Raw genomic sequence first — 15,203 nt, forward strand, 5'->3', positions numbered from 1 at the left:
CTTTATTTCTATAGAATGTCAATGTTATCCTCGAAACTACCATCCTCGCTAAAAGGATTTATATGGACTAAGACATTTTGGACATTCTTGTTTTCCATAAGCTTCTTTTTCACACATTTACCTATTCTATGCCCTTGTTCAACAGAGATATGTGGATCTACGGATATTTTCAAATCGATGATCACATAATGTCCATGTTCCCTCGCATGCAACTCATCCAATTTTTTCACTTCTGGAATAGAACGAACAACTGTTTTAAATTCTTCGGTATCTTCATCGTGGAGTACATGATCAAGAGTGTTGTGAATCGATTCCTTGCCAAGTGTCCAGGCCATGCTTAAGATGAAGATTGCTACAAGCAATCCTGTTACCGGATCAGCATACTCAAGCCACCCAATCCCCAATTTGCCGCCAATGACCGCAGCGCTGATTCCAATCAAGGCAGCGATGGATGAATATACATCAGACCTGTGTTCATACGCATTTACGATTAAAGCGTCGCTGTTCAATTGTTTCCCTAGCCTGTATTTATACCTGAACATTCCCTCTTTTACGATGATTGAAACGATGACCGCTACAATAGCAATCGATTTTGGTGCTTCTATCGGCTTAAAAAAGGATTCAATTGCAGACCTGCCAATTTCCACACCTACCAGCAACAGCAGGACGGCAACAATTATAGCAGCGATCGATTCAGCCTTTCCATGTCCATATGGATGGTCCTCATCTGGCGGAGCTTTCGCTGCCTTTAACCCAATATAAACAGCAAGTGAGCCAGCAACATCCGAGGCAGAATGCACAGCATCAGCTACAAGCGCTGTACTGTTTGCGTAAATACCGATTATCCACTTTAAGACAGCTAATACAATGTTCCCAACTACACCAACCATGGCGGCGAACTCTGCTTTTTTAAATCGTACGTCTTTTTCCAATGACACATTTCCTCCCGACTCCACACTTTATATGTATACCTGTAAGAAACCGACTAAATTAGTCTTTCGGCATTCCTATTATTTTATCCTGAAAAATGGGTGTTCTAACCAAAAATATATAGCGTGGTTTGACTTGTCTTATCTCCACAAAACAAATCTGTATAAGGGGGTTCTTTAAAGAATGGCAGTGATACAAACCGAAAAAGATTTATCTTTTTCAGCCTAGGTTATTTCAATTAGGAGCGATTGGGGATTTTTGTTTTATCTAGTGACTTCTTTACTTTGGATTTCACCCTGAGATTGCACATTGCCGACCGCACAAAAAAAATACCACGGAATATTCCGTGGTTTTTAAAAAAATTCAACATGATTAAACTTGAGGTTCGTCAGAGTATTTTGGTTTTTCTTTATACGTGATAATTACACCCTTTTTCTCAAGCTCTTTATTTTTCCATTCAACCCATAGCTGAGCGGCAATAAAAATAGAAGAATAGGTACCTACGACTAGCCCAATCAGCAGCGCAATTGAGAAGCCACGGATAGACTCACTACCGAATACCAGTAGTGAAATGACCGTAAGGGTTACCATTAAGACAGTATTTACTGATCGGCCAAGTGTCTGACGAATACTAACATTTACAACATCCTCAATATCCTGTTTTGTTTTCAGTTTTCTTCTCTTTTGCATGTTCTCTCGCATACGGTCAAATGTAACGATCGTATCATTAATGGCATAACCCACTATTGTAAGCAGCGCCGCAATGAATGTAATATCGACTTCCCACCTTATTATACTGAATACCGGAATTATAAAGAATGTAGCATATAATAGCGCGATAATCGCAGTAACTGCCATAGGAAGCTCAAAGCGGAAAGTAACAAATACGATCAACCCTAATGTGGTAATCAATAGAGAAATGAGAGCATTTTTTGCAAGTTCCTGTCCGACTGTAGGTGAAACGCTATTAACGTTAGTATCTGCCCCTAGCTCTTTCTCAAAGTGCGATTTCACTTTTGAAATGTCGGCTTTAGAAAGTTCTCCTTTGAATCTTGCAACACCTATATTCTCTTTATCCCCTGAAATCACGATATCATTGGTTTCCATTCCAAGTTTATTGAACTCTTTGGACACCATATCGCTGGTCACCGGTTCTTTTGAAAGTATTTCTACGCGGGTACCACTAGTAAAATCAATTCCAAGGTTCAATCTAAACACAAGTAAAATAATGACACCTATAGCCAGCAAAGTGCCTGAAGCAATGAAAAATTTCTTTCTGCTTCTTACAAAATCAAATCTGTCAAATTTAGTTGGCAAGTCGAGTGTATCAAAGTTCTCTGAAAGACTCTTGATATCCTGTTTTTTTACACCGAACCATCCTGGTTTACTATCAAGGAAACCGCTGTTAACCCATAGTCCAAGCAGCCATCTTGAAAGATAGACGTTTGTAAAGAAGCTTCCTAAAATACCAATGATCAAACTAGTTGCGAACCCTTTTACAGAGCTTGTCCCATAAATGAACAATACCACTCCTGCTAGAAGGGTTGTCAGGTTAGCATCAGTGACAGTAGACAAAGAATTGTCATTTCCCGCTTTAAAAGCAGATTTTATCGATTTACCAACCTTAATTTCTTCCTTAATTCGTTCGTACGTAATAATATTTGCATCAACTGCCATACCAACACCTAGGATAAGTGCAGCAATACCTGGCAGGGTCAAAACAACGTTCATCAAATCAAAAATCAGGACTGTTAAATAGATATAAACAGTCAGAGTAATTGTGGCAATGAATCCTGGAAAACGATAATACGCCATCATGAAGACAAAAATGGCCAAAATCCCAATAATTCCGGCAAGCACAGTTTTATCCATTGCATGCTCACCAAATTTTGCGCCTACAGAAGTTGAATATATTTCGTCCAAATTAACTGGGAGTGAACCAGCGTTCAATAATGAAGCTAGCTGTTGTGCTTCTTCAATAGTAAAGTTGCCGGTGATCTCTACGTTTTTATTGTTTAAAACCTGGCTTACATTAGGATTTGAAAGAAACTTCGGATTTTCTTTCAATCTTTCTTCTTTGTAAGAGTCTTTTCCCTCTTCAAAATCAAGCCAAATAACAAGCTGGTTGTCTGGAGCCATCCCAAGGATTTCTTGAGTTATTTTACCAAACTCATCTCCATCTTTCAGTGTGATGGATACACTTGGCTTGTTATTCTGGTCGAAGCTTTGCTTAGCCCCGTTTTCAGCAAGGTCTCCTCCGTCCATCATCACTCGGTCATTTACATCACGGAAAGAAAGGTTTGCTTCAGTAGACAGCATTTCCCTTGCCTTATTTTGATCTTTAACACCTGCCAGCTGGACGCGAATCCTGTCTTCGCCTTCGATTTGAATGTTCGGTTCGCTGACACCCAGGGCGTTAACCCTTCTGTCTAATGCTTCTGCTGTACTCTTTAGCGTTTCTCGGTTAATTTTCTGGTCTTTATCCAGTGGGCTCACTTCATAAAGAACTTCAAACCCACCCTGAAGGTCGAGTCCTAGCTTTATATTGTTCAAGATATTCTGGGTCGTTGCACCCATGGCACTTCCAATTAGCAAAACTAACAAAAAGAAGACCACGATGCGGCTGCGTTTTACCATTATGTAGAAATCCTCCTTATTTTGCGCACAAAAAATCATGCTGCCAGACAGTTAAAAACATTAAGACTACAGGAAACATATGAAGGCAACCAATTTATAGCATTTTAATTATGTATCAGATTAAAAAAACTGTCAATTAAGCTTTTTGGGATAATGAATAACTTTTATCCCTTAAAACAAAATGACTTGATTTATTAATAATTCATTTTGTCTATATATAAAAAAATCTGCTCCAGGAATTCTAAGTACTAAATTCGGGAACTGGTCTTGATGTTAAGGAAACAGAGTGAAATTTTGATATCCAAAATCAGACTAATTATTGGGAATATTAATAAGAACTGATTCTTATTTAAGCAGCTGCTTTCGCTCCTCCTCATTATCCAAAGAAAAATCCCCCATTTTAAAGGCTTCTACGGTAGTGAAGTTCATCAAATCTCCAATCTTGACTGATAGTATATCAGCTACAATTTCATACAGATGAATATCTTCCTTCAATTTTTTCCATTTTTTTTTCGTTAGATAATCCCATAAATCTTTTTCGCTGACTTTTTCATAACCGAAAAGCTTGAATTCTTCCACCTTGCTTTTCAAAGCTGGCTTAATTTCTTTGTAAAAACGCCCATACTGATGGCTTCGATCCATTCCCTTGCCTCCCTGTCCCAAATTCTAGTCTTTTAAATCCTCTAACCTGTCATGCTTTGTCCACTTTCCTGCATATAGTTAATTGTATATGAAATAAGCATTTTTGAGAAGGCAGGGAGCGGAATGTCGAAGTTTTTAAAAGGAACATTTATTTTACTGATAGCCGGGCTCGTTACAAGAGTGCTTGGTTTTATAAACAGGATTGTCATCGCCCGTTTTATTGGTGAAGAGGGTGTCGGCTTATATATGATGGCCTTCCCGACATTGATCCTTGTCGTGACTATTACACAGCTGGGACTCCCTGTGGCCATTTCCAAAAATATAGCTGAAGCTGAAGCAAGAGGAGATTATGCTAAAATCAAGAAAATTTTAGTCGTCTCTCTTGCTACGACAATTTCTTTATCTATAATCTTTACGCCAGCCTTATTATTCCTTGCTCCCTACCTTTCAAATACTTTATTTACAGACCCGCGGACTCATTTGCCGCTCATGGCAATCGCCCCTATTGTACCAATAGTGGCTATATCCTCTGTCCTTCGCGGATATTTCCAGGGAAGGCAGAATATGAGGCCATCTGCCATCTCTCAAGTGATTGAACAGCTCATCCGCATCACTCTAATAGCTGTATTGACGAGAACATTTATGCCTTATGGAATTGAATATGCTGCAGCAGCAGCTATGGTGGCGTCAGTGCTTGGAGAACTTGCTTCACTGCTGTATTTAATGACGACCTTCAAACTGAGAAAGAAATTCCGACTGAGGAAAAATTTCTTTCAATATGTCCATTCAGGTAAATCGACCTTCAACGAATTGATGAGTATTGCATTGCCGACAACTGGATCAAGGATGATAGGGTCAGTTTCCTGGTTCTTTGAACCAATAGTAGTCGCCCATAGCCTTGCAATTGCTGGAGTGACTGCCGTTGCAGCAACTAAACAATACGGTGCCCTTACAGGATTCGCGATGCCATTGCTTTTGCTGCCATCATTTATTACCTATTCCCTTTCAACTTCTCTTGTTCCCGCTATAAGCGAGGCGAATTCGAAGAAAAATGGAAAAGTCATTGAACATCTTCTACAGCAATCGTTACGGTTTTCACTGCTGACTGGCGGACTGTCAGTGGTTGTGCTGTACGTTTTGGCTGAGCCTTTAATGACCCTGATGTATGGTACATCAAATGGCTCCCAATTCATAAAGCTGATGGCTCCTTTTTTTCTGTTTTATTATTTTCAGGGACCATTACAAGCGGCCCTTCAGGCATTAGACTTAGCACGGGCTGCCATGATTAACAGTTTAATCGGGAATGTAGCAAAGACGGCTGTCATTTTCTTGCTAGCAAGCCAGCCTGCATTCGGGATTAACGGAGCAGCTCTAGGAATGGTAATGGGCATTGTATTGATTACCCTGCTTCATTTCGCCACGATGCTGAAGGCTGTTTCCTTTACCTTTTATGTAATGGATTATGTAAAAACATTTGCTGTTATAGCGCTATCAGGTTTGGCAGGTTTCCTGCTTTGGAATGTTTATGAGGTAGGTACTTCCCTCGCCTTGAGAATTATTATTACGGCGGGGGCCATTTCACTAATCTATATTTCACTGGCAATGGCGTTAGGACTAATTAAAAGGCATGAGGTTCGCAGAGTTCTCGCCGTATTCACTTCTTTCTTTAAAAAACCTTTATTTAAATAAGTGTGATCCGCATGATTGTTCTTTAGACTTCATGATTTTTAAAGGAGTACATGATCAATAACACTTTCTAGAATAGCCAAATTCAAAAAACGTGGTTTCTGCTCCACGTTTTTTAAATGGCAGTTATCTCAGAGATTATTGTTTTCAGTTTTTGGAAGCGATTATTAGATGGATTATTTATCAATTAAATCAAAATAAAACTTTCCATTTTGAAAGCTGCAGAAAGATATTTCCCCCGGATCATAATGTCCTTTTTTCTTCAGCTGTTCCAAGAGCCATTCCTTTTTCTTGTCGATTAATTTAAGATTATCTTCCTGAATCTCACCGTCAATAATTAGCGGCAGCGCAAGACTACCATTTTCCTGCTGGCCTCCAGATTGACTTCCCTGGTTTTTTTGAAAAATGGACAGCTTCCCTGATGGCTCCAAAATAGCAAATTCAACGTCGGCAATATTTCCAACGTCCTTTTCTCTTAATTGAAGCAGTAAATCATCAAAGTTATACCTCTGGGCTTTCATTTCCTGTTCATCAATTTTTCCGTTATTGATAATGACCGTCGGCTTACCGTCCACTATATCCCTGAACTTTTTGCTTTTAAGAGAAATAAGTGCCAAAGTAATCTGAATAATTACCAAAATAATGATTGGTAGCAAGGTATTGATTAAGGGATCTTCTGTGTTTTCGATCGAGAGTGAAGCCATTTCAGCAATCATGATATACACTACAAAATCCAAAATGCTCAATTCGCCGATTTCCCTCTTGCCCATCAATCGGAATATCACGAGGATCAGCAAGTAAAGGAGCAAGGTCCTAAAAAGTATGATCATATATTCTTCCACTTTTCTCCCACCCTTCACAACACATTCCTCTATAGTCTTTTACCTGGAACATAAAAAATATTATTATTGTCTTAATTTTTTGTGGTAGAAATTATTTTTTTTATTCTCTTTACCTCTCCGCGTCTCAAGCGCCAAGGAAGCTCCCGGGCCGCCCGCGGAAGCGAGTGCCTGGACAGGAAATAACCATCCAATGTTAACAGAGCAAAATAAAAAACTGATTCTATTTGTTCATTTCCTTGAATATGCTTGTACTAGGCAATTCCCTGTTTGGGGGAATCAGATTAGAGAGGAGAGGGGTTAATGGAATCCAGGAGTTTAGGAAAGGCCGTCCTATACGGTGTGATTGCAATATTCTTATTGGCAGTCGTAAGTAGTTTTATTTTTTCTCTTCTTTTAAAATTCACTTCAGTCCAAGAATCTTCGCTTCAATATGTAATGACATCCATCTCTTTCTTATCCATTTTTATCGGCGGTTTTATTACTGGGGGGAATGGCAAGCAAAAGGGGTGGCTGATTGGAGGAGGAACAGGTCTCGTTTATTCCCTTATCATCTTTTTATTTCAATTTTTGGGATATGACAGCTTATTCTCCTTTGAGCAGCTCATCTATCATACGTGCTATATATTAACTGCGATGATGGGTGGAATTTTAGGAGTCAACATTGCAGGCGGAAAAAGCGCATAAAAAAGAAGCGGATTCAAAATCCGCTTCTTTTTTCATTACTTCGCAAGCATGTCGCCCGAAGATGCTGTTACATCACGGATTGCAGCGCGATCATATGTAAGACGGCTTCCGTCTCCACACTTAATGACAACAGTGCCTTCATCAAGTGCGTCGACAAATCCATGTAAACCGCCGATGGTGACAACCTTGTCACCTTTTTTTAGGTCACCTTGCATTTGCTGAACCGCTTTTTGCCTCTTCTGTTGAGGACGGATCAGTAAAAAGTAGAACAATGCAAACATCAGCAGCAGTGGGAATACTGTACCTACTAAACCTTCCATTCATTTCCCCTCCTTTCACTAGTACAAGCCAGGTTATTAGAAATTTTTAGCATTCGGCTTATTAAATCCATATTGCTCAAAGAACTCTTCTCTAAAGTCGCCGAGACGGTCTTCGCGGATCGCCTGTCTGACCTGCTCCATTAAGTTTATCAGAAAATAGAGATTATGGTAAGAAGTTAATCGAATTCCAAAGGTTTCATCTGTTTTAATTAAATGGCGAATGTATGCCCTGCTGTAATTTCGGCAAGTATAGCAATCACAATTAGGATCCAACGGTCCAAAATCACGTGCAAACTTGGCGTTCTTCACAACCAATCGTCCCTCGCTCGTCATCAATGTACCATTTCGGGCAATCCTTGTCGGCAGAACACAGTCAAACATATCGATGCCGCGAATCGCGCCATCAATCAATGAGTCAGGTGAACCTACCCCCATCAAATAACGAGGCTTATCTGTTGGAAGCCATGGTGTAGTAAAGTCAAGCACCCTGTTCATGACATCCTTTGGTTCTCCAACCGACAATCCGCCAACTGCATAGCCAGGGAAGTCCATCGACACAAGATCCTTGGCGCTCTGTTTCCTTAATTCCTCATATTCTCCACCCTGGACAATCCCGAACAGACCCTGGTCCTGCGGGCGCTTATGAGCTGTAAGGCAGCGCTCTGCCCAGCGAGATGTTCTTTCAACTGACTTTTTCATATACTCATATTCAGCTGGGTAAGGAGGGCACTCATCGAAAGCCATCATAATATCTGAGCCTAAAGCATTTTGGATTTCCATTGCTTTCTCAGGTGAAAGGAAAAGCTTGTCTCCGTTAAGATGGTTGCGGAAATGGACACCTTCCTCTTCAATTTTCCTGAATTCACTTAAAGAAAATACCTGGAAACCGCCAGAATCTGTAAGGATCGCACGGTCCCAGTTCATGAACTTGTGCAGTCCGCCAGCCTCTTGTACTATTTCATGGCCAGGTCTCAGCCAGAGGTGATAGGTATTGCTGAGGATGATACCAGCTCCCATTTCGACTAATTCCTCAGGTGCCATGGTCTTTACGGTTGCTAGTGTGCCCACAGGCATGAACACAGGGGTTTCAAATGAGCCGTGTGGTGTATGCACGCGTCCAAGCCTTGCTCCCGTTTGCTTACATGTTTTAATTAATTCATATCGGATTGCTGACAATTGATATAAGCTCCTTCCATTGGCTAAACCAAAGCTGTTAAAATTTCTATCTTATCTTCGTTGAAATCAAATATTAGGGTGCACATTAGGACTTTTTAAAAACTCAAGAAACAAGATTACAAAATCAGCATCGCATCGCCAAAGCTAAAGAAACGATACCTTTCTTCTACTGCCATATTATACGCATTGAGGACATGGTCCCGTCCAGCCAAAGCACTGACTAGCATAATTAGTGTTGATTTAGGCAGATGGAAATTTGTAATCATCCCATCGATTGCCTTAAATTCATATCCTGGATATATAAATATATTCGTCCAGCCACTTTCTGATACAAACTTACCGTCATTTGCTTTGGCAATCGTTTCGAGTGTTCTGGTAGACGTTGTCCCAACTGTGATGATCCTGCCTCCGTTTTCTCGGACTGTATTCAATAGCAATGCTGTTCCTTCAGTCACCTGATAGAACTCAGAATGCATATCATGCTCTTCAATAGAATCAACACTTACAGGCCTAAATGTGCCAAGGCCTACATGCAGAGTGATAAAAGCAATATGGACTCCCATTTCCTTAAGCTCTTCCAGCAGTTCCTCTGTAAAATGCAAGCCCGCGGTCGGAGCTGCTGCAGAACCTCGTTCTCTTGCATAAACAGTTTGGTAACGATCCTTATCTTCCAGCTGCTCCTTGATATAAGGCGGGAGCGGCATTTCACCGAGCTGCTCGAGAACCTCATAGAAAATTCCTTCATAAGAGAACTTCATTGTCCTTCCGCCATGGTCTGCCTCACCTGTGCAAACAGCTGTTAAAATCCCATCGCCAAAAACAACTTTTGTTCCTTCCTTTACACGCTTCGCTGGCTTAATAAGCGTTTCCCACTCATCACCTTCAACCTGTTTTAAAAGAAGGACTTCAATTTTCGCACCTGTATCTTCCTTTAATCCGAACAGCCTTGCAGGAAGTACTTTTGTATCATTCAAAACAAGACAATCTCCAGGCTGGAGATATCCTTTTATATTTTTGAATTTATCGTGTTCAATTTTGCCGGATTCTTTATCCAGAACCATTAGCCTGCTTTCTGTACGCTGTTCCAGTGGTGTCTGTGCAATCAGTTCTTCCGGCAGATGAAAATCAAACAAATCTACTTTCATGATGTCACCCTTACTATTTTTTCTTGTGGCTGTGTTTAACGTGCCTGTTGGTTTCCGCTCCAGGCGCTCGCTTTCCGCGGGCGGGCGATGACTGTTAAAGCTGCCTAACTTATAGATGTTTCAGCGAAATCTGCCAATTAAGTAAAAAATCGCAGATAATACAACGCTCAATACGATGGACGTAACAATTGGGAAATAAAATGTTGCATTGCCCTTTTTAATCATTACATCACCTGGCAGTCTGCCAAGGTTAATGAATTGCATGATAAATCCGATTACAAAGATCACTGCTCCCGCAATCATCACGAACTTTGCTGCACCTGTCAACGCTCAGGCACCTCCATTTGAAAATGTCGGTAAACAGTCTCCGTTACAATTCTTCCCCTTGGAGTCCGCTGTAGAAATCCAATCTGCAGAAGATATGGTTCATACACATCTTCTATGGTCTGCGACTCTTCTCCGATGGTGGCGGCGATGGTCTCTAACCCTACTGGGCCGCCGCGGTATTTTTCAATTATCCCTATTAGTAATTTATGGTCAATATGGTCGAGGCCTAAACGGTCTACCTGCATGAGCTCCAATGCCTCTTTAGCAAGAGATTCCTCTACCGCACCATTGCCGCGGACCTGGGCAAAGTCTCGGACGCGCTTTAACAGGCGGTTCGCAATCCTCGGTGTTCCTCTCGATCTTCTAGCGAGTTCTTGTGCCGCAAGCCAATCAATTTCGGTTTCAAGCAGTTCCGCTGTCCTGACAACAATATCAGTAAGCTGGCTTTCATTATAGTATTCCAATCGGCTTAATACTCCAAACCTGTCTCTTAAAGGAGCAGATAATGAACCAGCACGGGTAGTCGCCCCAACAAGTGTAAATGGCGGCAGGTCCAATCTAACAGAACGCGCACTCGGCCCCTTTCCAATGACAATGTCCAGACAAAAATCCTCCATTGCTGGATACAGCACTTCCTCAATTGTTCGAGGCAGCCGGTGGATTTCGTCTATAAATAATACATCACCAGGCTCAAGCGCAGTCAAAATTGCCGCTAGATCCCCAGGCCTTTCAATTGCAGGGCCGGAAGTTGTCCTAAGGTTGACTCCCATCTCATTTGCGATGATGGCTGCAAGTGTAGTTTTCCCCAATCCAGGAGGACCATAAAGTAAAACATGATCCAGCGTTTCGCGCCTCATTCTCGCAGCCTCGATAAATACTTCGAGATTGGCCTTCACCTTATCCTGTCCGATGTACTGCCTTAGTGTCTGAGGCCGCAGGCTCTGCTCAAATGAAAGATCCTGATCGCCGGCTTCACTGGAGATAATTCGTTCTTCCATCTGTTTATCACCCTTTTATCAATCTTGATTTTATCTCAAAAGCTTCTGCAGCGCCTTCTTAATATATTGATCTGTCGATAGCTTTTCTTTTCTCAAATCAGGTGCGACCTTACGAATTTCCTTCTCGGAATAGCCCAGAGCCTTGAGAGCAAGGACTGCCTCATCAAACTCAGTCGACAGACTTTCAGCCGCTGCAACTTCATCAGCATTAAATAAGTTCGGGAAAAAGTCCGGAACCAAGTCATGCAGTTTTCCTTTTAAATCCAAGATCATCTGACGCGCTGTTTTCTTTCCGACTCCTGGGAATTTGACGAGGAAAGCTTCATCTTCGTTTTCGATTGCCTGTACAACTTGTTCAGGCTCTCCTGAAGCAAGTATAGCGAGTGCCCCTTTCGGACCAATTCCTGACACATTCAAAAGTCGTGTGAAGAGGGCTTTTTCCTCCCTGGTCTTAAAACCATATAGAGCAATAAGATCTTCCCTGACATAATGATATGTATAAATACGAATCTCTTTTCCGGTTTCTTTTGCAAATACAAACGGGTTAGGTGTCATAATTTGATACCCAATCCCATTATTTTCAACTACTATATATTCAGGCCCGACAAAGTCGACGCTGCCTTTTATAAATTCGAACAATACTCTCGCCCCTCTGCTTTGCTGTAACTCATTTTAACATACAATTTTTAATGAGATGTACAAAAATATGCTAAAAGGCGAACGTATGATTTATTTTTGTATTTTGGCTGTGTTAACCATGACTGTTGTTTTCTGCTACAGTGTTGTCAAAATAAACAAGTTTCTAAAACACAGCCTTTATTTTAATACTTGCACCTAGCAACAGGGAACAACACAAATAAAGAGCCGGTCATACCGGCCCTTTATTGCTTTTCCAGCAAAGTATATGGTTTAAATGTCTCGAGGACTTCTTCGAAGCATTGTTTATTCTTGATTGGAATTCCTTTCTTCAATTGATCCCTCTTAAAGCTTTCAAGCCTCCCAAGATCAATTTGAAAGAATGATTGGATAATATTTGATCCATCGGGCCTGCCATTAAAAATAGTAAGGACCCCCTCATCAGACAAGCCAAAATAACCATTCGCCTTTAAAAGTGGTGAGATGTCATCAATGTCCTGTCTGAAAACAGCTTTGTTTTGTTCCATATCGATAAGCTGCCAATCATCATATTTTGCCCAAAAATCTTCCATGGACCAAATTGTTTCCAGGACTCTTTCCTCACTCATTTCTCCATCTAAATAAGCTCTTTGCAAAATGATCTTGACCTTAAGAGGTTCATTGATTACATGGACCTTGGCTTCAGGCTTCTCAGCAAAAGCAGGTTCTGTGTGGAGCGCCAAACCATAGCTAGATAGACTGATTAGCAGCAGTGCAGAGATGCTGAATGCATTGAACTTATACCTTGAACCCATTGCTGTCCACCTCACTTTAATTGTTAATGGTTTCTGAATAAGAAAAATCAAAGAATGAAGACTTGTTCACTACTAGTTTAGCCAAAATATGTTTGTTTATCCTTTTAAGAATTATGTCTTTTCTATGGTTGTTTTTTCACAAAAGAGAAGAAGGCAAAGCATAAGCTTTGCCTTCAAAATTTTATCTCTGATTCAGGTTGATGCTTTCCCGCGGATTGCCGTTCTTTCTTTCATAGTCAATGTTTCTTGTCCTGCTGAATGTTCCTTCATCCGTGATGATTCTTAGTTCTCTGCCTTCGATATAAGGCTTAACAGCTTTTCTGATTTCCTTTTTCGTCTGCTTTTCCTTAGACTTGTCTTTATAATCGACGGCAATTTCTACATCCTTGCCAAACATTACAGACCTTACTTTATCAACATTGTCTACAGCAGCTGCTGCTTCGCCAACCTTACGGGCCATTTTGTTATCTTGTTTGCTATTTCTGTAAACCTTCGCTTTGCCGCTTCCTCTTTTATCATCCAAATGACCGTGGTAATTCGTATCACCGCGGCTAAAACGGTTATCCTTTTGAAAAAAGTTATGATCATGGTCTGATACCGGAACAGTCGGGTTAGGCGGGTTGCCATTTTCATCCCTTGACTGGATTCTCATTCGCTTTTGTTCTTGAGCGACACGGCCTTCTTTGCCAAAGTTGTGGTCAAAGATTTCAGTCACAGGACCTTCCCGATCATCCATTACATCGACTTCATTTCCTTTTCCATTTGAATAATAGCCTATTGGCTGAGCTGGATTGGCATTTCGGTCCTGGGCAGCATTTTCATCATTGCCATTACAGGCACTCATGCCAAACACCATCAGGGAAGCTAAAGGAAGCATTAGTATCCTCTTATCCAAACGAATAACCCCCATTCTGGCTAATCTGAGCATTTAAAATGCTCAATATTAGAGTGTGGATAGGTTATGTGTTTCATTCTGTCAGATAAGACCAATAGGATAACCAGAAACAATCGTCTATTTCAGTAACGATTTTACATCCTCTTGAAATTGCCGCCTTTGCTGAAATTGACTTATTGTCATATCAACAATCGGTGCAGTTCTGTATGGGTTTGAATCCTCATCATCTCTAATTAGCCTATTCCATTCTCTTAATAAATCGGCTGGATACAAAAGTCCAAATAAAAATGCCTCGTTATTTAACCAATTGTTCAGATGATTTAAATCTGCTAGCGCTGAAAGCTTCCAATCCAAAAAAGGCAAGATTCGATTTGCGTACTGAAGCATATCACATGCAGTCGACCCAATACTGATTAAATCATAGTCAATTAAGTACAATTTCCCTTCCCTCGACCTCAAGAAGTTGTGATGGGCCACATCTCCATGAAGGATGGCAGGTTGATTTTCATCCAGGTTGTTTTTTAACTTGATAAACCCATGCAATGAAAAATCCGCCCATCTTAAAAACTCATTTGTCATTTCTTTGTTTACATGATAATTAATCTGCGGTAAATTCTTCCTAAAATCCATCTTCCGCTGATGCCATTTTCTCGCCAGATCCGTTTTAGGAAGCAAGGTGGTATAAGAGGAGGCAAGATTTCGGGTTTGATCATGGAACTTTTTTAAAAGATCGATGCCTTCCTGCCTTTCTTTATCATGTCCATAGTGAAAGGGTATTTCATTGGGCTGAATATATTCCATGCAACCATAATATTCGTTCTGGAAGTAAAGCGGCTGATTGCTGTTCGTATAAAAACAATATGAATTGCCGAAACCCGATTTCCTTAAAGATGAAGTAAATGCCTCTTGAACCTTTAACTTTCTTAATTCTTTATAGCCTTTCAGGATAAATTGATAATTCTCCGTACGGACAAAATATACATTTCCCCTTAATTTCTTTAATTCATGGATATTCACGGCAAGTTCTCTTGTTAAATAGGAGAAGAGACGATTTTTGAACAAATCGTCTCCCCCTCTCTTGATGTTAATATTCATCGCTCTCATCATCAAAACGAGGCATTCCAAAGCCAGGACCCATCGGACCCGCTCCATAAGGATTCATAAAGCCCTGTGGTCCCATCCCCATTTGATAACCATGCTGCGGCTGTAAATGGTGCATGCCAGGTCCTGCCGGATATCCTTGTTGTGCATGAGGAGGATAACCAGCTCCCATTAAACCATAAGGAGTGCCCATGGAACCTCCGCAGCCACAGTCATTTCCCATCCCCTTGACGCCTTGTTTAGGCAACATTGGCGGTTGCTGCATTCCACCTACCTGCGGCATTTGTGGTGGCATTTGATGTGGCATTTGACCTTGCATCATTCCTCCTACCTGTGGCATCATCGGCATCTGGCCTTGCATCATTCCTCCTACCTGCGGCATCATTGGCA

The 15,203-nt window shown here is 41.0% G+C and carries 15 protein-coding genes and 1 pseudogene; 2 read left to right on the forward strand and 14 right to left on the reverse strand.

Annotated features, from left to right (window positions below):
* Positions 1 to 8: 8 nt before the first annotated feature.
* The 3 genes from V7654_RS22995 to V7654_RS23005 form a co-directional block, all read right to left on the reverse strand.
* Positions 9 to 932: a cation diffusion facilitator family transporter gene (locus tag V7654_RS22995; RefSeq protein WP_335433195.1), complete on the reverse strand. Its 924-nt coding sequence runs from the start codon at positions 930 to 932 to the stop codon at positions 9 to 11.
* A 370-nt stretch (positions 933 to 1,302) separates the two neighbouring features.
* The gene (gene secDF / locus V7654_RS23000) at positions 1,303 to 3,567 is read right to left on the reverse strand and encodes a protein translocase subunit SecDF (RefSeq protein ID WP_335433196.1); all 2,265 of its coding nucleotides are present in this window, start codon (positions 3,565 to 3,567) and stop codon (positions 1,303 to 1,305) included.
* 345 nt (positions 3,568 to 3,912) lie between these two features.
* The gene (locus V7654_RS23005) at positions 3,913 to 4,209 is read right to left on the reverse strand and encodes a post-transcriptional regulator (protein ID WP_335433198.1); all 297 of its coding nucleotides are present in this window, start codon (positions 4,207 to 4,209) and stop codon (positions 3,913 to 3,915) included.
* 123 nt (positions 4,210 to 4,332) lie between these two features.
* Between V7654_RS23005 and spoVB the strand changes: the two genes are divergently transcribed.
* Positions 4,333 to 5,898, forward strand: coding sequence for a stage V sporulation protein B (gene spoVB, locus V7654_RS23010; protein ID WP_335433200.1), 1,566 nt, complete (start codon positions 4,333 to 4,335; stop codon positions 5,896 to 5,898).
* Positions 5,899 to 6,071: 173 nt separating this feature from the next.
* Here the strand turns inward: spoVB and V7654_RS23015 are convergent, their stop codons facing one another.
* Positions 6,072 to 6,737 carry a DUF421 domain-containing protein gene (locus V7654_RS23015; RefSeq protein WP_335433201.1) on the reverse strand — a complete coding sequence of 222 codons (666 nt, stop codon included), beginning with the start codon at positions 6,735 to 6,737 and terminating at the stop codon, positions 6,072 to 6,074.
* 300 nt (positions 6,738 to 7,037) lie between these two features.
* Here V7654_RS23015 and V7654_RS23020 point away from each other — a divergent pair, with 300 nt between their 5' ends.
* Complete coding sequence (locus V7654_RS23020) at positions 7,038 to 7,421, forward strand: TIGR04086 family membrane protein (protein ID WP_335433203.1); 384 nt, start codon at positions 7,038 to 7,040, stop codon at positions 7,419 to 7,421.
* 35 nt (positions 7,422 to 7,456) lie between these two features.
* Here the strand turns inward: V7654_RS23020 and yajC are convergent, their stop codons facing one another.
* The 10 genes and pseudogenes from yajC to V7654_RS23070 form a co-directional block, all read right to left on the reverse strand.
* Positions 7,457 to 7,741 (reverse strand): preprotein translocase subunit YajC, encoded by a 285-nt coding sequence (gene yajC, locus V7654_RS23025; protein ID WP_207500133.1) that lies wholly within the window; start codon positions 7,739 to 7,741, stop codon positions 7,457 to 7,459.
* A gap of 36 nt (positions 7,742 to 7,777) precedes the next feature.
* A complete protein-coding gene (tgt, locus tag V7654_RS23030; RefSeq protein WP_335433206.1) occupies positions 7,778 to 8,917 on the reverse strand; it encodes a tRNA guanosine(34) transglycosylase Tgt in 1,140 nt (379 codons plus the stop codon).
* 116 nt (positions 8,918 to 9,033) lie between these two features.
* Entirely contained in the window at positions 9,034 to 10,062 is a 1,029-nt protein-coding gene (gene queA / locus V7654_RS23035; protein WP_335433208.1) for a tRNA preQ1(34) S-adenosylmethionine ribosyltransferase-isomerase QueA, read from the reverse strand.
* A gap of 120 nt (positions 10,063 to 10,182) precedes the next feature.
* A complete protein-coding gene (locus tag V7654_RS23040; RefSeq protein WP_438825342.1) occupies positions 10,183 to 10,365 on the reverse strand; it encodes a DUF2905 domain-containing protein in 183 nt (60 codons plus the stop codon).
* Positions 10,366 to 10,385: 20 nt separating this feature from the next.
* Entirely contained in the window at positions 10,386 to 11,387 is a 1,002-nt protein-coding gene (gene ruvB, locus V7654_RS23045) for a Holliday junction branch migration DNA helicase RuvB (RefSeq protein WP_335433210.1), read from the reverse strand.
* 30 nt (positions 11,388 to 11,417) lie between these two features.
* Positions 11,418 to 12,026, reverse strand: a complete 609-nt coding sequence (ruvA, locus tag V7654_RS23050) for a Holliday junction branch migration protein RuvA (protein ID WP_335433211.1) — start codon at positions 12,024 to 12,026, stop codon at positions 11,418 to 11,420.
* 242 nt (positions 12,027 to 12,268) lie between these two features.
* Positions 12,269 to 12,817: an intercompartmental signaling factor BofC gene (locus V7654_RS23055; RefSeq protein WP_335433212.1), complete on the reverse strand. Its 549-nt coding sequence runs from the start codon at positions 12,815 to 12,817 to the stop codon at positions 12,269 to 12,271.
* 181 nt (positions 12,818 to 12,998) lie between these two features.
* Positions 12,999 to 13,712 carry a YhcN/YlaJ family sporulation lipoprotein gene (locus V7654_RS23060; protein ID WP_335433213.1) on the reverse strand — a complete coding sequence of 238 codons (714 nt, stop codon included), beginning with the start codon at positions 13,710 to 13,712 and terminating at the stop codon, positions 12,999 to 13,001.
* Positions 13,713 to 13,829: 117 nt separating this feature from the next.
* Complete coding sequence (locus V7654_RS23065; protein ID WP_335433214.1) at positions 13,830 to 14,774, reverse strand: aminoglycoside phosphotransferase; 945 nt, start codon at positions 14,772 to 14,774, stop codon at positions 13,830 to 13,832.
* A 22-nt stretch (positions 14,775 to 14,796) separates the two neighbouring features.
* Positions 14,797 to 15,203 (reverse strand): annotated as a pseudogene (locus tag V7654_RS23070) (hypothetical protein); the annotation flags it as partial.

It is taken from the genome of Bacillus sp. JJ1609 (genome assembly GCF_036967045.1).
Classification (GTDB): Bacteria; Bacillota; Bacilli; order Bacillales; family Cytobacillaceae; genus Mesobacillus.

Coding starts and splice junctions, on each gene's coding strand:
- V7654_RS23040 (WP_438825342.1), bottom strand. CDS start 10,365: ATGATTGCGGGAGCAGTGATCTTTGTAATCGGATTTATCATGCAATTC.
- spoVB (WP_335433200.1), top strand. CDS start 4,333: ATGTCGAAGTTTTTAAAAGGAACATTTATTTTACTGATAGCCGGGCTC.
- ruvB (WP_335433210.1), bottom strand. CDS start 11,387: ATGGAAGAACGAATTATCTCCAGTGAAGCCGGCGATCAGGATCTTTCA.
- secDF (WP_335433196.1), bottom strand. CDS start 3,567: ATGGTAAAACGCAGCCGCATCGTGGTCTTCTTTTTGTTAGTTTTGCTA.
- V7654_RS23055 (WP_335433212.1), bottom strand. CDS start 12,817: ATGGGTTCAAGGTATAAGTTCAATGCATTCAGCATCTCTGCACTGCTG.
- V7654_RS23020 (WP_335433203.1), top strand. CDS start 7,038: ATGGAATCCAGGAGTTTAGGAAAGGCCGTCCTATACGGTGTGATTGCA.
- V7654_RS23005 (WP_335433198.1), bottom strand. CDS start 4,209: ATGGATCGAAGCCATCAGTATGGGCGTTTTTACAAAGAAATTAAGCCA.
- yajC (WP_207500133.1), bottom strand. CDS start 7,741: ATGGAAGGTTTAGTAGGTACAGTATTCCCACTGCTGCTGATGTTTGCA.
- queA (WP_335433208.1), bottom strand. CDS start 10,062: ATGAAAGTAGATTTGTTTGATTTTCATCTGCCGGAAGAACTGATTGCA.